We start from the raw sequence: 15548 nt of genomic DNA on the forward strand, positions 1-15548 counted from the left end.
CATGGATGTTAGACAACTGCGATATTTTATCGCAATCGCTGAAGAAAAGAATATAACTGCCGCGGCCAATAAACTGCATATGTCCCAGCCGCCGTTAAGCCTGCAGTTGAAACAAATGGAAGAAGAGCTGGGCGTCATGCTTGTGGAACGACAAGGCAAGAAGCTGGAGCTGACGGACAAGGGAGAGGTTCTCTACAGGCACGCTCTCAATATTGTCCATTCATTTGAGGAGGTTAAGAATGAACTCCAGGAAACAGCGGAGGGCAAGAAAGGGAACTTGTCGATTGGCATCAATACTTTGTCCGTCCCACAATTCCCTGGCTGGCTTGATGATTTCCATGCTGCATTCCCACTTGTTTATTTGCGGGTTGTCCAGAATGATTCTGCCTATTTAGCCGAGCTGGTAAAAAACCGCACGATCGAGCTCGCACTAATTCGGCTGCCGCTGCCAAATCACGATGTAAGTTATTTGCAGCTCTATACGGAATCTTTTGTTTTCGTCAGCAGAAAAAAAGAAGACCAGGAGATCACCATAGAGGAAATAAGTGGGTATCCCTTGATATTGCCCAGTACGGAGGGCCTAGGGAGCTACAATATCATTCATGAAGCTTTCACGAAAGCCCAGCTCCCGCTACAGGTTGTTTGTGAATGTTCCGATATGAAGGTACTTATGGAGTTGGTTTCCTCTGGAATTGGATCGACCATCATTCCAAAATCAGTTTTCGATTCATACGGATACAAAAATCTTTATGCCAGGGAAATAAACAATTCTACACTAAAATCATCTGTTGGTTTAATTTGGCTTCATCAGCATCACCTTTCGCGTCCAGCAAGGAATTTCATTGAGCTTGTTAAGATAAATCTTCAGTTAGATGACTCCGAATAAATTTGTTAAAAAGTCCAAACAATAACAGCAAATATTTCAGCAAAAATAGGAGCTGTCTAAGTTGAATCTATTTGAAGTTATGAAGGACGCTTTTATGCCTTTCATTGATGGCGATAAAAAGCCGCTGCATGTCGGTGAAGTCATGAACTTGTGGTTTTACCTGCACGGTACGGAACAAACACTTCGCTATGATCAGCATGCATATAATCTCGCTCAGGATCCTGATTTAAAGAAAAAAATAGAGGATATTATTGAGAATGTCCACAGACCTATGATCAAAGAACTTACTCAATTCTTTAAAGACGAAGGAATACCGCTTCCTTATGTCGGTCCAGAAAAGATCATCGGAGAATATAAGGGTATGCCGGAGGGTGCAGAGTTAAATGATGAGGAAATCGCCAACCTGATTGCCTACAATCTGGTTGTTGGCATCACGGCCGCAACCAGAGGAATCACTGAATCCGTCCGCTCGGATGTTGGCTATCTATTCGCTAAGTATCACATGATGAAAGTTACTTTTTCATTGACCTTTAAAGTCATAATGCAGGAAAAAGGCTGGCTGAGAGTGCCTCCGTATTACATGACCGGAAAGGAATAGAAGACAGTGTCTCTGACGCTGTTTTTTTATTTTTAATTTGTGAATGACTCTATTTCCTTGAAAATGTCCTGGCGAGGCAACTCTTCTTTAAACTTTTAAAACAAGTTTTTATTTGCTCATCTTAAGATAATTGATAAAATGATATTTAGTTCAGAATTGTCTTAAAAGGCAAAGGAGGAGCAGCATGGAAGAAACATACTTGCAATCCGTTAGATACGACGGTGAGAAATTATATATTTTAGATCAGACGAAACTTCCTCAAGTAACAGAATTTCTTGAGATCACAAATATTGAGGATGTATGGGATGCGATCAAACAATTGAAGGTAAGGGGTGCCCCTGCAATTGGAATTGCTGCCGCTTATGGGCTTGTACTGGGAATCAAGGATGCTCCGGAGCAGGATTCCGATTCATTCTATGCCTTCTTCAAGAAACAGGCAGATTACCTAGCTACATCAAGGCCTACCGCAGTCAATCTATTCTGGGCGCTAAAAAGGATGGATTCAAGAGCTAAGGCAGAGTTCAGCAGACCAGTAGCCGAAATCAAAGTGGCACTTACCGAAGAAGCACACCTGATTCGCCAGGAAGATGAAAACGTTTGTGGCTCAATCGGCGAAAATGCCCTCACCTTGTTTGAAGATGGAATGACTGTCTTGACTCATTGCAATGCTGGCGGCATCGCGACTGCCAGATACGGAACAGCTCTGGCACCATTCTACCTCGCAAAAGAAAGAGGGATGGATATCAAGGTGTTTGCTGATGAAACCCGCCCATTGCTTCAGGGAGCACGACTCACTGCCTGGGAATTGATGCAGGCAGGCATCGATGTTACGTTGATTACAGACAGCATGGCAGCGATGGTCATGCAAAAAGGGATGGTGCAAGCAGTAATTGTCGGCTGTGACCGCGTTGCCGCGAATGGAGATGTAGCAAATAAAATTGGGACATACGGTGTAGCCTTGCTGGCTAAGGCCCATAACATTCCGTTCTACGTGGCAGCACCTTTATCCACCATCGATCTTGAGACTGAGACAGGGAAGGAAATTCCAATCGAAGAACGCGCAGCTGAAGAAATCACCGCAGGCTTCGGAAAATCAACTGCACCAGAAGGGGTCAAAGTCTTTAACCCAGCATTCGACGTAACACCACATCACCTGATCACGGCCATCATTACTGAAAAAGGCATTTTGCGAGGCAATTACTCTGAAGAACTGCCTAAATTGTTCGAAAACTAAGTCGAGATGCCATGGAGTACCAATTCCATGGCTTTTTTATATTATAATTCGAATCCATCTCCATTTGAAAAATTCACATAATCCTCAAAAATTATAACCTTTCCACTTTCATTAGCTTAGTATACTTGGGTTAAACTACGTGTAATACAAGTATATAAAGGAGTTATTCTGATGGTCAAAAAAGCGATTGCATCCGGAATCCTTGCTGGTCTTGTCCTGGTTGCTGTATTCCAGCATTTTTATAAAGAGGAAGAACCCAAAGCGATTGAGGCCTCCCAAGTTTCTTCAGGAATTGGGGCAGGGATGGCCGCACCTGCTTTTACTTTGAAAAATCTAGCTGGTGAGGAAGTGAACCTTAAGGATTACCAAGGGAAAAAGGTCATGCTGAACTTTTGGGCAACATGGTGTCCGCCATGTAAAGCAGAAATGCCTGCTATGGAGCAATTTTATCAGGACTACTCAAAAGATATCGAAATCCTTGCCGTTAACCTTGATCCACAAAATGATGTCTCCTCGTTTGTAAAAGAATACCGTTTGACCTTTCCAATCTTATTGGATCAAAACGGGGCGATGCAGAATACGTACTCTATTTTATCCATTCCAACTACATTCATCATTAATGAAAAAGGGGTTATTGAGAAAAAACATATCGGATCCATGACCTATGATCAAATGGTTGAACTCAGTAAATGAGCATCAGTATTGAACTGGTGCTTTTTTTATGGAAAAAAATACATGGAACAATCACGAAAAGAAGGGGTAAGAATAAAATACGATTAAATTTTCAAAAAGTTGTAATAATTGCAACCGTTTCCGGACATAATAACTGTTACAATGATGATAAAGGATGGTGAACACGATGAGGAAACCAAGAAAACGTTCTTTTCAGGAGTTAGTAATGGAAAATAAACGTCAGCTTTTGAATGATCGTGACGCACTCGAAAAAATCGAGGCCCGGCTGGAAGAAAAACGTTTAGAAAAAGCTGAGTAATATCATACATTTCCATAAATGAATCCCCCTTCTTTAGGTCAAACTGATTATAGAGGAGGGGATTTTCATGAGCAATCCTAAAAGGGACAGCAAGCACCATGTTCCCAGCCATCTTGGTACCCAGCCGCGCGGCTTCAGCGGAAACAAAGGGAAGAAGATGAACGATAAATCTGGCGAACATGCCCAGGTCATGCAGACAAAAGGTGAATAACCAAAATGGAATGTGCCTGCCAGCAACTCGGCAGGCCTTTAACTTTGAGAACAATCGTACCGAATCCACAGTTTTCCGCTCATAATCATAATGATTGGTCACATACTATTGATGTACTTTTTAAAAGGAGGTACAACCAAATGGCAAACCATACACCTAAGCCAGATGACCGCAGCGATAATGTCGAGAAGCTGCAATCCATGATCCACCATACGATTGCGAATATGGAGGATGCCGAAGCAGCAATGGTCAATTCCAGCCCCGAAGACCAGGAAAGAATTAAGGCGAAGAATGAACGCCGCCGGGATAGCATCGATGCATTCAGGGCCGAGATTAAAGACGAAGCACATAACCAGCAACATTAAAACAGAGAAAAACCCGCTGTACAAGGCGGGTTTTTTTCTGTTTACAGTAAAATGTGATAAGATGTGGAAAGTACCAAATGAATACGACTTACATAGAAAATGAATAAAGAAGTGATATGATGGACCAACAAAAAAGACTGCTTTCCCTCAATGAACAGCTTGATTTATGGGAAGACGAAATAGAAAAAGACGGTTATATCCGTGATGAAGCAGAGTTGATAAAAGCTATGAAGCTGCTGACAAAAGCGGATGAAACGACAAACCTATCCAGACTGCTTACGCTTGCTGCGCAATCGAGATCGTTAAGGAATGGTTTCGACACGCTTGTAGTGGCATGGCTAAAAAAAGCAGTACAGCTCAACCCTGCAAACCAAAAAGCTAAATCCTTGCTGGCAAGCAATCACTGGAAAAATAAAGGCGGTATATTTGAACAGCTTGTTTTTCCGCGAATTAGAGAAACTGACAACAGGGCGTTGAAAAAGAAAACAGCAGAGCAGTATATCTATATTTCTCAGCAATTCCTATCCAATGCTGAAGAAGAGCTGGATGAGCTTCGAGCCCAGCCGATGGATACTGGATCAGAATCTGCAGCGAAATTCGGAAAATTGATTCAAATACTTGAAGAAGCGATCGAAGAAGCTGCTGCACTCCTTAAAGCCACAGAACTCTACGAGGAGTCTGTGACCGGAGTTTTCCATACAGCCGTCCATTATGAGGAAATCAAGAACCGCTTGAAGAACCTGGATGAGTTGAAGCTAGTGTGGGAATCTGAATTCTCCAGCGAACAGGACGACACCAAACAGACGGATGGGGACCCTCTGTCAGAGCTTAACAAAATGATTGGACTTGAAACCGTTAAAGAACGAGTGAACGACTTTTATCGTTACCTTAAATATCAGCAAAAGCGGAAAGAACTTGGTCTGCAAACAAAGGATGACCAAAGCCTGAATATGGTCCTGACCGGGAATCCAGGAACAGGAAAGACCTCGCTCGCACGACTTCTGGCGAAAATCTATCACCATCTTGGTGTCTTGCCGCGCGAGGAGATCATCGAAGCAGACCGTTCCCAGCTAGTCGGTGCCTATGTAGGACAAACAGAAGAAAACGTCCGCAAGACCGTCGAGCAGGCATTGGGGGGTGCACTGTTCATCGATGAAGCGTACAGCTTGAAAAGGGAAGGACAAACGGGAAATGATTACGGACAGACTGCCATCGATACCCTTGTTTCGCTGATGACAGGTAAAGAGTATGGAGGAAAATTTGCGGTGATCCTTGCAGGGTATCCCGAGGAAATGAGACAATTCCTCGATGCCAATCCTGGCCTTCGTTCACGTTTTCCTCAATCGAACTTCATCCATCTGCCTGACTACACAGACGATGAATTGATGGAGATTGCCGAAAAGGCTGCACAAGATAATGATTTTGCCATGACAGAAGGTGCAAAGCTTGAGCTTAAGGAGAGAATCGAAAAAGAACGGGTGGATGAAACGTTCGGAAACGCACGTACAGTCCGCAACCTCGTTTTGGAGGCTATTTTCAAAAAAGGCGCACGGCCGGTTGAGGAAGACGATTTCTCCATCTATACATTATTGGAAAAAGAAGATTTTGAATCAGCTTCCTCGACTACAGCAGAGAAACCTTTGGACAGGCTGCATGACCTCGTCGGATTGGATACTGTCAAATCAGAGGTCACAACACTAATTTCATTTGTACGAATGCAGCAGCTGCGGAAGGAGAAAGGGCTGCCAGCTGTTCCAATTCAGCTCCATTCCGTTTTTACCGGAAATCCGGGAACAGGTAAAACGACAGTTGCAAAAATCTATGCAGAACTGCTTAAGGAATGCGGAATGCTGAAACGCGGGCATTTAATCGTCAGCAGCCGGGCTGATTTCGTGGCCGGTTATGTCGGGCAGACAGCCATTAAAACAAAAAAGAAGATTCGCGAAGCCCTTGGAGGCGTCCTTTTCATCGATGAAGCATATTCACTGCTTGGACAAACATCCGGGGACTTCGGAAAAGAAGTGATCGATACACTTGTCGATGAAATGACACGGCATAATGAAAATCTTGTGGTCATCCTCGCCGGCTATCCGAATGAGATGGAAAGGCTGCTTGAAAGCAACCCTGGTCTTCGTTCACGCTTCAAGAAATTCTTCCATTTTCCTGATTATAGTGTTGAGGAATTAATTGTCATCATCAGGAATTATGCTGGTAAATATCAATATAAACCAACAGACGAAGCGGTTAAGTTCTTATCTGTGGAGTTAACTAAGACTGAAATTAACGGCAATGGACGTTTTGCCACCAATCTGGTTGATGAAGCAATCCAATCACAGGCGTTTCGACTGATCGGCGCTGAACACGAAGGTGCTTTTGATGAAAACGTTCTTCATCTGGAAGAACAGGATTTCGAGGCAGCACTAACAAAAATAAAAGGGGAATAGAGATGAAAATAGCATCAAGGGAAATTGAGGTTCGTTATGCAGAAACAGATCAAATGGGCGTCGTGTATCATGCCAATTACCTCGTTTGGATGGAACTTGGCAGAACACAGCTGATCAAGGATCTTGGATTCAGTTATGCTGAAATGGAAAAGGACGGAATCATCTCACCGGTACTTGATATTCAAGCTTCCTACAAAAAGCCCTTAAGATATGGTGACACTGCGACAATTAAAACATGGGTGCAAGAATACGATGGAATTCGTGCAGTTTATCATTATGAAATTTTCAACGGAGCTGGAGAGCTCGCTCTTACTGGCAGTTCGAAGCATGTTTGTGTAAAAAAAGACAGCTTCAGACCGATTTCCCTTAAAAGGACCTATCCGGACTGGCATCAAGCCTATTTGAATGCGATGAAAAAGCCCGAAGATGAAATGGGGCAGGTCTGATTGGCATTTGGCATCAAACGGCATGAGTTGAAAGAGTGGAAAGCACAAATTGAAAGAGGAGAAATCGCCTTTCTGACCCATTACTGGATTGATGATCGTTTCCCAGGATGTTCGACGGTAACAAAAGTAGGCTGCAGGGATTTGGTCAAATTAGCAGAATGGGGCAGCAAATATGGCTTGAAGCCTGAATGGATTGATAAGAGGAGACAGGATTATCCGCATTACGATCTTTTTGGCGAAAAGCAGGCAGAAGTATTGGAACTAGAGGGAGTACTGACTCCGCTGCTAAAAAAATGAGGCAGGCGCTTATGCGTCTGCCTCATTTTTTTCGAACGTGAATTCTGGTTCGTTCCCAACCGGGTGAAGTCCTACAATCAGGTCATGCTGATCAAAATACCAGATATCTTTTTCTTCAATATAATAAGTGACACCGTTCTTTTCGGTTTTTACCCCAATATGATCAGGTTCTTCCTTGGAGACTCCTAATGAAAAGCCTTTCTGGATTGTACTGAAGCCGCCATAGCGGACAAAGAAACGCAGATAGCTGCCGGTAGACAGATCCATCTCATTCTCATACCAGGCTGCAGCTTCATCATTAACTGTAATTTTCATATCGTTCTCCTTCCATATCAGATAGCCCGATTATACCATAAGCAATGCCCGGTCATCATGGCCGGGCACCTGCAATCCTATTCTTTTATGAATTGAGTCATATGATTCATGATTTCATTATATTTATTTTCAGCGTCAGCAAGGCCAAACCTGCCGGCATCTCTTAAAGGAACAACCCGATAATTGCGCTGCCTGCTGCTGGAAACGAAAGTAGGGAGGAATCCAGGATTCTCTAGACTGATCTCTGTTCCTTCGGGGGAAATCTGTTTCGTGACCTCCACAGTAGCAAGTCCCCCGATATCCTTATAGTCCCACATTTGACCTGATAGGAAGTTTCCAAGAGAGTAGACAACCAATGCCTTCCTTCCATCAGCAGCCGTCACCCAATCCATCGGCTGAAGGACGTGGGGATGATGACCAAAGATAATATCCACTCCTTCGTCGACAAGGAACTGGGCGAGTTCCTTTTGCTCATTTGTAGGGAAGCGCTGATACTCATTTCCCCAGTGTATGCTCATCACGACGAGGTCCGAATCGGCTTTAGCACGATGGATTTCAGCTTTCATTAGTTCCCGGTCAATCAGGTTGACCAAGTAGTCTTTACCGATTGGCACAGGAATGCCATTTGTTCCGTAAGTATAGCTCAGATACGATACTTCAATTCCATTTTTATTCAGTATGCGCAGCTTGTCTTTGTCAGCTTCATCCTTAAAGGAACCGACATAAGGGAGGCCGGCAGCTTCCATGTTGCTGATTGAAGTCATGACACCTCTTACTGATTTATCAAGGGAATGGTTATTTGCATTCGAAACAATGTCAACACCGGCATCCAAAAGAGCATCTCCCACTTCAATAGGACTGTTGAACATAGGATAGCTTGACAGCCCGATCTCCACTCCGCCAAGAATGGTTTCCTGATTGGCCAGCAACAGGTCAGGTTCTAGTAAAAAATCCTTCACATTGCTGATCATAGGTTTGAAGTCGTATCCTGATTGAACATATGCATCCTCATAGACGGTATCATGAATCAGGATATCACCGATGGCACCCAATGTGATTTTTTCTGTAAAACTCTTTCCTGAAACATCTACATTCCTCTCAATATGAGGCTTTAGTGTTTTGACCGAAACCACAGGCTCTTTTGCCTGGGCTTCATGATACATTTGGAAAGTCAAAACCGAAGCCAGAACCCCTAACCCGGCAGCAATGGATAAACCAAAAGCCGTTTTTTTCTTCTTTTTTCTCATAATAATCTCCCCAGATCTATTATGAGGCATCTTTATTTTTTAGCCTCTAAGGATAATATATTATAAGTATGATGATAAATGTATAAATTTCAGGTATAATTTCATACTTTTGTCATAATTCGATTATTTTCTCGACAAAATGGGAAAAGTTTCAAAAGAAAGAGAGAGGATGATTCAAATGTTCAGCATAAGTAATCGAGCACACGAAGTCCTAAGAAAAGCAGTCATCCAGGAAAGCAATGAGGGAGAGAACCTGTATATCCGCCTCACAATGGGCATCGGCTGAGGAGGGCCCCAGCTGAGAGTTGCTCTGGAGGAGCAGCCATTGACAAAGGACCAAATCCATTCATTTAACGGAATCTCGATCCTGATCCATGAAGGTGATAACGACTACTTCACTGGTACAGAGCTGGACTATGTACGCGATCCATTCGGGTTGGGGAAATTTAAATTAATTAGGGTGTAGGCAATTTTAATTACCGAAAAAAATGCGGATTCAGCAATCCGCATTTTTCTTTGTTACCAATCCATTTTATCCAGGAAATCCATCAATTCATCTACATTTCTAACTTTTACAGGAGTTTGTTCCTGATTTGGCAAATCAACAAGAAATTCAACCAAGAAGTCATCTGGCGACTTCACCTCAGCAGTTGAGGTAGTGAATATAAGATTGTCGGTGGACTTTATCACTTCTTCCATTTTCAGCCAGCCTTCTTTCATCTTGTTCTACCTATATTTTATCAACGATGGCAGGTATATGAATGGAACCACTATGACAATTTTTTGAATATTAGATCACGAGGCTTTATTCAGCCATTTTCGGCAGGTTAAACTTGAAGGAAGTTTTGCCTGGCTCTGTATGAATCTCCATTTCTCCGCCATGTTCTTCGATGATTTGTTTACTGATGGTCAGACCTATGCCGGTCCCATTTACTTTTGTTGTATAAAAAGGTGTAAAAATTTTTACTAAAGAAAATTCATCAATCCCGGTTCCATTATCCACAATACATGCGCCGACATACCCTTGTTCTTCGCGTACCTCTACAGCAACCATTCCTTTTCCTGCTGGAGACACTTCCACTGCTTCAATTGCATTTTTCAATAAATTGATGATGACTTGTTTGAGTGCGTCTTCATCTCCAAATACGTAAAGGTCCTTTGCGTTATTTTGAAGTTTTATTTCGATATTCTTCAGCAAAGCTTCACTTAAAAACAACTTTACCATATTGCTTACTAATTGATTGAAGCATAGTTTCGTTTTTTCTGAGTATCTGGGTTTCAAGACGGAAATGAATTCTGTCAGGAGATTATTTGCCCTGTTGATTTCATCTAATGCGACAGCAGCAAACTCCTGGTTAACGGAGGATTCAAGTTCTGGCTGCAGAAGCTGGATAAATCCTTTAATAGTGGTTAAAGGGTTCCTGATCTCATGCGCCAAACCTGCAGCCAACTGGACTGCAGATTGACCATGGAGCTCCCGGCCGGCAGTTTGAAGCATATTTTGCATTTGAACCAGTATTTCCTGTTTGCGGATGATTTCCTGATCGAGAAGGGATGCTTCACGCTCTAACTCAGCCTTTTTCTTCACGAGAGCTGTGAAATCAATCCATGTCTGTTTCCTGAAAGCTGTGTCACCATCTGACTGGATATGGTCGTTGGCCGCCATTTTCAGTGGATGAAGCATGTACCTTGACGAGCAGACTCCTTCAATCATAATATTCGCACCTTCATATTTAGCAGTGTTAGTCATTTTAATCATCCAAACTCCTTCTTTACCTATGGATTAGTTTCAACCGATACACAACCGGGTAATTTTCAACAGGGATGCACATCCTGGAATGTGGGTAACCTAAATTCGATTTCTTTCGAATGTATATGACATATTCTTTTAAATTATACCAATAAAAACACTATTTTTTATATATAGAACAAAAAATATTTTATAAAGAACAAACAGAGCGATTACTAAAGGAGACAGCTATGGAAAACACAGGGAGATTTTTTAAAGATTTTATCATGGAGAGAGATGACGATCTAGTTACCAAGATTCTTGATACCATTGATCAGTACCAGCCTGAGGCGTTCATTAAACTTACCAACCAAACAAAACCAGCTATTTACATGGAACAAATAAAACAGCTCATCCATATGCTTGGTAAATTTACGATTGGAGAGTCTTCTGATGAGGAAATAGAGGACTGGGGTAAAAGGGTGAGTGAAGATAAGGTCCGCCTTGGCTTTTCTCTTAATCAATCTGTCGAGCATTTTAATCTGATTCGCAGCGTTTTATGGGAGGAGCTCTCTGTTATAGGTGAGAAAGATCATCTCATAAATCCTGGCCAGATTTTGAAGCTCGGAAAAATCGTCAATAATTTTGTCGACAGACTGATTCTCATTTTCGCTCATTCTTATACAGGGCTTGCCAATAAACGACTAAGGGCACAACAAGAAGTGATCGATGAACTAAGTACCCCGATCATTTCAATTGTTGATGGCGTAGCAGTACTTCCGGTCATTGGAGATATCGATACCCATAGAGCAAGACATTTAATGGAACATACGCTGCATGAAACCAAGAGGCTTGAAGTTGATTGTTTGATCCTGGACCTCTCTGGGGTATTCATCGTGGATACGATGGTTGCTCAGGAGCTGTTCAAAATCATCGACAGCCTGAAGCTGACAGGGGTCGACGTGAACCTGACAGGAATGCGTCCAGAATTAGCCCATTCCGTCGTTACCCTTGGTATCCATTTCGATAATGTGAAAATGTATAATAATCTCGGGCAGGCATTGAAGGCATTCGGAATTGTACGAAAATAAAAGCCGGCATACCTTTTAGGTATGCCGGCTTGATTGATGGTAACATTACAGCCATTTGATTTTAGGCTCTGTACCATTTCGAATTCTTGTTAGATTGGCCCTGTGTCTGTAAATGACGAAAATCGCCAGTACAGCAACGACCACGATCAGTGGGGGATCGCCTGTGAAGAGCGCATAAATCAAAGTGGCGATCGCGGTCAGAATCGAAGACAGTGAAACATATTTGGTTATGTACAGGCTGATGAAAAAGAAAACAAGCATGAAGACGAATAATAATGGGGCATAAGCCAAAAGAATTCCGCCGGAGGTAGCAACCGCTTTACCGCCACGGAAGCCCGCGAAAACAGGATACATATGGCCAATGACAGCAAAAATACCGACAAGCAGCATATGAAGTTCAGAGTCCAACAATAGCGGCAAAGATGCTGCAAGCGTCCCCTTGAGGACATCTGCGATACTGACCGCCATTCCCGCTTTTACTCCCAGTGTCCGAAAGGTGTTTGTTCCTCCAAGATTCCCGCTCCCATGTTCGCGAATGTCTTTCCCATAGAAAATCTTCCCAACAATCAGGCCTGAAGGAATCGATCCAAGCAAATAAGCCAGTATAATAATAATTGCGTTTAATGCCATGAAATATTCTCCTTTAAAGAAATTACGGTTCTTTTATTTTACCATGTTCTATCAAAAACTCCATGTAAATCTTAAACAAACGCTATTGCTTGCTAAGTTTATAACCAGCTCAATTAGTGAATAAGTATTACATCATGTTATTAAGGAGTCCTATCAATGAGGATGGCTAAAAATATTTTAAGGAGCAAGAAACTGGTGATCCTGCTGATTCTTGCTTTTGTGGTTGGCGTTACGGTCTACCATCATACACATAAAGACCTTCCAGAAGGATTGTCCTATGAAGGAGAGGTCCACAGGGTAAAGGATGTCCGCTTTTTATATGATTTAACCTATACAGGTAAAGATGGAGAGAAAAAATTCGAGCATGAAATATTTGATACTATTCTAAAAAGAATAGAGGAAGCAGAACAATTCATTGTTCTGGATATGTTTTTGTTCAACGGCTATTACAAGGAAGACATGGGCTATCCGGAAATCAGCCAAAGTATTGGAGAGAAGCTGATTCAGCAGAAAAAAAAGCATAAGGACCTTAAAGTGGTTTTCATTACAGATGAAATAAACCTGACTTACGGAGCACATCGGTCAGGATTGCTAAAAGATTTGCGCGACAATGACATAGAGGTTACCTTTACAAACCTTGACCCATTGCGGGACTCGAATCCGCTTTATACAGGGGTTTGGCGAGTATTCTTCCAGTGGTTCGGCCAATCAGGCGAGGGATGGATCCCTAACCCAATGGCAAAAAACGCTCCAGATGTTACCCTGCGCTCATATCTTGAACTGATGAATCTAAAAGCCAATCACCGAAAGGTTTTCGTGACCGAAAAAACCGCAATCATTGCTTCGGCTAATCCACATGACGCAAGCGGCTTTCATTCCAATATTGCATTTGAGACAAGCGGCAATATCATCGGTGATATCCTGGAATCTGAACAAGCTGTTGCTGATTTCTCGGAAGGAAGCAAACTTCCGGAATTCAAGCCTGTGAAAGAAAACGGACCTATAAAGGTGCAAATCCTGACAGAGGGCAAAATATTTAATCATCTGCTGGACGAGCTAAAAAGAACTGGGAAAGACGACGAAATCTGGATCGGCATGTTCTACCTTGCCGAACGGAGTGTAATTGATGAAATTGACAAGGCTGCTGACCGAGGCGCCAAAGTTAAAATTATTCTGGATCCGAATACGAACGCATTCGGTAACCAAAAGACCGGACTTCCCAACATTCCGGTCGCCGCTGAAATACAACAGCTCGGCAGTGAGAACATTGAGATAAAATGGTATAACGCTGGGGAGGAACAATATCATACGAAAATGATTTATATTGATCGCGATAAGGAGCACGTTATTCTTGGCGGTTCTGCTAATTTCACCCGGAGAAATCTGGATGATTTTAATCTTGAAACGAACTTAAAGATTACAGCTCCTGACAATAGTGAGGTTGGTACCGATGTGGCTCGTTACTTCAACCGCCTTTGGGATAACGAGGGAGCGACATACACATTAGATTATGAAGAGAATAAGGACAGCATGACTGTCGTCAAGTATTTAGTCTATTGGATACAAAAAGCACTAAGGTTTACTAGCTATTAATGCTATGGATTGAAGGGAGTATCCGTAATAGGATGCTTTTTTCTGTGAATTACTTTGAAGCGCTAAATAATTCTTCTCATTTCCAATCCATTTAAGTACGATATATTAATAGGCATTAAATCAATGTGCCTGTAATTTTACATAAATGGAGTTAATCACATGAAAAATTTTCTTTCAGCCATTCAATGGATGGCCTTTATCATTGCGGGTTCCATTGTTGCTCCGATCGCGATTGCCGATTTATTTAATCTAAGTGAAATGGAGACCGCCGGCTTGGTGCAGCGGACCATGTTTGTTTTGGGCATATCGGGCCTGCTACAGGCAACCATAGGACATCGGCTGCCCATTAATGAAGGTCCGGCAGGATTATGGTGGGGAGTGTTTACTATCTATGCCGGTTTAAGCTCAGCATTATTTTCTTCCAATCTGGAAACCTTGCAGGCTCTTGAAGGGGCCATGATCATCAGCGGCCTGGTTTTCTTCCTGTTAAGCTTTTTCAAGCTGATCAATAAACTGGCAAAGCTTTTCACACCAGTTGTCAGCGGAATTTACCTTTTGTTATTAATCATCCAGCTGAGCGGTTCGTTCCTGAATGGAATGATGGGGATTGGAGGCGGACAGAACAAAGTGAATCTTCCTGTCGCCTTGTTCAGCATCACTCTTGTTGGGATTACCTTTTACTTAACTCGCCACCGGAAAAAGTGGGTCAGCCAGTATGGAATTTTGATCAGCCTTGCAGCTGGATGGGTGCTCTTCTCCATTTTTGGTTTAGGAAAAACATTTCACCCTTATCAAGGACCTGCCTTTGCGCTGCCGGAAGTATTTGCTTTCGGCATGCCCACCTTCGATTCAGGCCTGATGGTAACCTCAATTTTCATCACATTTTTGCTAATCACCAATATGCTTGCCAGCATCAGGGTAACGGGACAGGTGTTAAAAGATATGGACTCAGAAAGCGGTGAGCTCCGCTACCGAGCCAGCGGCTTTACAGCCGGAATAAACCAATTCCTTGGAGGTATCTTCTCGGCAATAGGTTCGGTACCAATTTCAGGGGCGGCAGGATTTATCGCCACCACAGGTATCACCAGGCTTATGCCCTTTATCATTAGTTCAATCATGATTATAGCGGCCAGCATGCTGCCCCATGTAATGTCTTTTTTCGCTTCGCTACCTGCACCGGTTGGCTACTCAGTAACTTTCGTGATTTTTGCCAATATGATGGGAATCGCTTTTTCTGAGTTTGACAGGGAACAAGACAGAGGCAGGACCAGAATGGTCATTGGAATTTCGCTCCTGGCAGGAGTAGGAGTGATGTTCGTTCCAGGGGCGGCGTTCAGCAATGTCTCTCCAGCCCTTGTGTCCATATTAAATAATGGACTTATTCTGGGAACTCTGATTGCGGTCATCACGGATCAATATACACTTGCTAAGAAACGGAAAATGGCTGAATTCAAATCTGTCTAATCACCAA

The 15548-nt window shown here is 42.7% G+C and carries 19 protein-coding genes; 14 read left to right on the plus strand and 5 right to left on the minus strand.

Annotated features, from left to right (window positions below):
• From EJA10_RS14455 to EJA10_RS14500, 10 genes are all read left to right on the plus strand, one after another.
• Nucleotides 1-886: LysR family transcriptional regulator (locus EJA10_RS14455; RefSeq protein ID WP_125480736.1), on the plus strand; the 886-nt coding region annotated here is incomplete at its 5' end.
• Between the two features lie 61 nt (nt 887-947).
• Entirely contained in the window at nt 948-1484 is a 537-nt protein-coding gene (locus EJA10_RS14460; protein WP_125480737.1) for a DUF3231 family protein, read from the plus strand.
• Between the two features lie 184 nt (nt 1485-1668).
• On the plus strand, nt 1669-2718 hold the full coding sequence (gene mtnA / locus EJA10_RS14465) for an S-methyl-5-thioribose-1-phosphate isomerase (RefSeq protein ID WP_125480738.1): 1050 nt from the start codon (nt 1669-1671) through the stop codon (nt 2716-2718).
• Between the two features lie 171 nt (nt 2719-2889).
• Nucleotides 2890-3411 (plus strand): peroxiredoxin family protein, encoded by a 522-nt coding sequence (locus EJA10_RS14470; protein WP_125480739.1) that lies wholly within the window; start codon nt 2890-2892, stop codon nt 3409-3411.
• 166 nt (nt 3412-3577) lie between these two features.
• On the plus strand, nt 3578-3709 hold the full coding sequence (locus EJA10_RS14475) for an FbpB family small basic protein (RefSeq protein WP_125480740.1): 132 nt from the start codon (nt 3578-3580) through the stop codon (nt 3707-3709).
• Between the two features lie 67 nt (nt 3710-3776).
• Nucleotides 3777-3920 carry an acid-soluble spore protein N gene (locus EJA10_RS14480; RefSeq protein WP_102262870.1) on the plus strand — a complete coding sequence of 48 codons (144 nt, stop codon included), beginning with the start codon at nt 3777-3779 and terminating at the stop codon, nt 3918-3920.
• A 140-nt stretch (nt 3921-4060) separates the two neighbouring features.
• A complete protein-coding gene (tlp, locus tag EJA10_RS14485; protein WP_125480741.1) occupies nt 4061-4285 on the plus strand; it encodes a small acid-soluble spore protein Tlp in 225 nt (74 codons plus the stop codon).
• 119 nt (nt 4286-4404) lie between these two features.
• The gene (locus EJA10_RS14490; RefSeq protein WP_125481006.1) at nt 4405-6729 is read left to right on the plus strand and encodes an AAA family ATPase; all 2325 of its coding nucleotides are present in this window, start codon (nt 4405-4407) and stop codon (nt 6727-6729) included.
• A 2-nt stretch (nt 6730-6731) separates the two neighbouring features.
• Complete coding sequence (locus tag EJA10_RS14495; RefSeq protein ID WP_125480742.1) at nt 6732-7175, plus strand: acyl-CoA thioesterase; 444 nt, start codon at nt 6732-6734, stop codon at nt 7173-7175.
• The gene (locus EJA10_RS14500; RefSeq protein ID WP_125480743.1) at nt 7176-7472 is read left to right on the plus strand and encodes a hypothetical protein; all 297 of its coding nucleotides are present in this window, start codon (nt 7176-7178) and stop codon (nt 7470-7472) included. It begins immediately after the preceding gene.
• A 9-nt stretch (nt 7473-7481) separates the two neighbouring features.
• On the opposite strand, the gene EJA10_RS14505 is transcribed toward EJA10_RS14500, so the two are convergent.
• A complete protein-coding gene (locus tag EJA10_RS14505) occupies nt 7482-7787 on the minus strand; it encodes a HesB/YadR/YfhF family protein (protein ID WP_125480744.1) in 306 nt (101 codons plus the stop codon).
• Between the two features lie 77 nt (nt 7788-7864).
• Nucleotides 7865-9034, minus strand: coding sequence for a CapA family protein (locus EJA10_RS14510; RefSeq protein ID WP_246017806.1), 1170 nt, complete (start codon nt 9032-9034; stop codon nt 7865-7867).
• Between the two features lie 325 nt (nt 9035-9359).
• On the opposite strand from EJA10_RS14510, the gene EJA10_RS23415 reads away from it, so the two are divergent.
• Nucleotides 9360-9500 carry a hypothetical protein gene (locus EJA10_RS23415; protein WP_170169150.1) on the plus strand — a complete coding sequence of 47 codons (141 nt, stop codon included), beginning with the start codon at nt 9360-9362 and terminating at the stop codon, nt 9498-9500.
• Nucleotides 9501-9553: 53 nt separating this feature from the next.
• On the opposite strand, the gene EJA10_RS14515 is transcribed toward EJA10_RS23415, so the two are convergent.
• Both EJA10_RS14515 and EJA10_RS14520 read right to left on the minus strand, forming a co-directional pair.
• Nucleotides 9554-9754, minus strand: a complete 201-nt coding sequence (locus tag EJA10_RS14515; RefSeq protein ID WP_125480745.1) for a hypothetical protein — start codon at nt 9752-9754, stop codon at nt 9554-9556.
• A gap of 85 nt (nt 9755-9839) precedes the next feature.
• A complete protein-coding gene (locus tag EJA10_RS14520; RefSeq protein ID WP_125480746.1) occupies nt 9840-10793 on the minus strand; it encodes an ATP-binding protein in 954 nt (317 codons plus the stop codon).
• 221 nt (nt 10794-11014) lie between these two features.
• Between EJA10_RS14520 and EJA10_RS14525 the strand changes: the two genes are divergently transcribed.
• Nucleotides 11015-11854 carry an STAS domain-containing protein gene (locus tag EJA10_RS14525; protein WP_125480747.1) on the plus strand — a complete coding sequence of 280 codons (840 nt, stop codon included), beginning with the start codon at nt 11015-11017 and terminating at the stop codon, nt 11852-11854.
• A 45-nt stretch (nt 11855-11899) separates the two neighbouring features.
• On the opposite strand, the gene plsY is transcribed toward EJA10_RS14525, so the two are convergent.
• On the minus strand, nt 11900-12484 hold the full coding sequence (plsY, locus tag EJA10_RS14530) for a glycerol-3-phosphate 1-O-acyltransferase PlsY (protein ID WP_125480748.1): 585 nt from the start codon (nt 12482-12484) through the stop codon (nt 11900-11902).
• Nucleotides 12485-12640: 156 nt separating this feature from the next.
• Between plsY and EJA10_RS14535 the strand changes: the two genes are divergently transcribed.
• Nucleotides 12641-14077, plus strand: coding sequence for a phospholipase D family protein (locus tag EJA10_RS14535; protein WP_342773928.1), 1437 nt, complete (start codon nt 12641-12643; stop codon nt 14075-14077).
• 159 nt (nt 14078-14236) lie between these two features.
• Complete coding sequence (locus EJA10_RS14540; RefSeq protein ID WP_125480749.1) at nt 14237-15541, plus strand: purine/pyrimidine permease; 1305 nt, start codon at nt 14237-14239, stop codon at nt 15539-15541.
• Nucleotides 15542-15548: the final 7 nt, after the last annotated feature.

The organism is Mesobacillus subterraneus, from assembly GCF_003937825.1.
Classification (GTDB): Bacteria; Bacillota; Bacilli; order Bacillales; family Cytobacillaceae; genus Mesobacillus; species Mesobacillus subterraneus.

Bases quoted from the DNA above. Each gene is read 5' to 3' on its own strand.
- mtnA (WP_125480738.1), top strand. From the start codon at position 1,669: ATGGAAGAAACATACTTGCAATCCGTTAGATACGACGGTGAGAAATTA.
- EJA10_RS14470 (WP_125480739.1), top strand. From the start codon at position 2,890: ATGGTCAAAAAAGCGATTGCATCCGGAATCCTTGCTGGTCTTGTCCTG.
- EJA10_RS14475 (WP_125480740.1), top strand. From the start codon at position 3,578: ATGAGGAAACCAAGAAAACGTTCTTTTCAGGAGTTAGTAATGGAAAAT.
- EJA10_RS14480 (WP_102262870.1), top strand. From the start codon at position 3,777: ATGAGCAATCCTAAAAGGGACAGCAAGCACCATGTTCCCAGCCATCTT.
- tlp (WP_125480741.1), top strand. From the start codon at position 4,061: ATGGCAAACCATACACCTAAGCCAGATGACCGCAGCGATAATGTCGAG.
- EJA10_RS14490 (WP_125481006.1), top strand. From the start codon at position 4,405: ATGGACCAACAAAAAAGACTGCTTTCCCTCAATGAACAGCTTGATTTA.
- EJA10_RS14495 (WP_125480742.1), top strand. From the start codon at position 6,732: ATGAAAATAGCATCAAGGGAAATTGAGGTTCGTTATGCAGAAACAGAT.
- EJA10_RS14505 (WP_125480744.1), bottom strand. From the start codon at position 7,787: ATGAAAATTACAGTTAATGATGAAGCTGCAGCCTGGTATGAGAATGAG.
- EJA10_RS14510 (WP_246017806.1), bottom strand. From the start codon at position 9,034: ATGAGAAAAAAGAAGAAAAAAACGGCTTTTGGTTTATCCATTGCTGCC.
- EJA10_RS14515 (WP_125480745.1), bottom strand. From the start codon at position 9,754: ATGAAAGAAGGCTGGCTGAAAATGGAAGAAGTGATAAAGTCCACCGAC.
- EJA10_RS14520 (WP_125480746.1), bottom strand. From the start codon at position 10,793: ATGATTAAAATGACTAACACTGCTAAATATGAAGGTGCGAATATTATG.
- EJA10_RS14525 (WP_125480747.1), top strand. From the start codon at position 11,015: ATGGAAAACACAGGGAGATTTTTTAAAGATTTTATCATGGAGAGAGAT.
- plsY (WP_125480748.1), bottom strand. From the start codon at position 12,484: ATGGCATTAAACGCAATTATTATTATACTGGCTTATTTGCTTGGATCG.
- EJA10_RS14535 (WP_342773928.1), top strand. From the start codon at position 12,641: ATGAGGATGGCTAAAAATATTTTAAGGAGCAAGAAACTGGTGATCCTG.
- EJA10_RS14540 (WP_125480749.1), top strand. From the start codon at position 14,237: ATGAAAAATTTTCTTTCAGCCATTCAATGGATGGCCTTTATCATTGCG.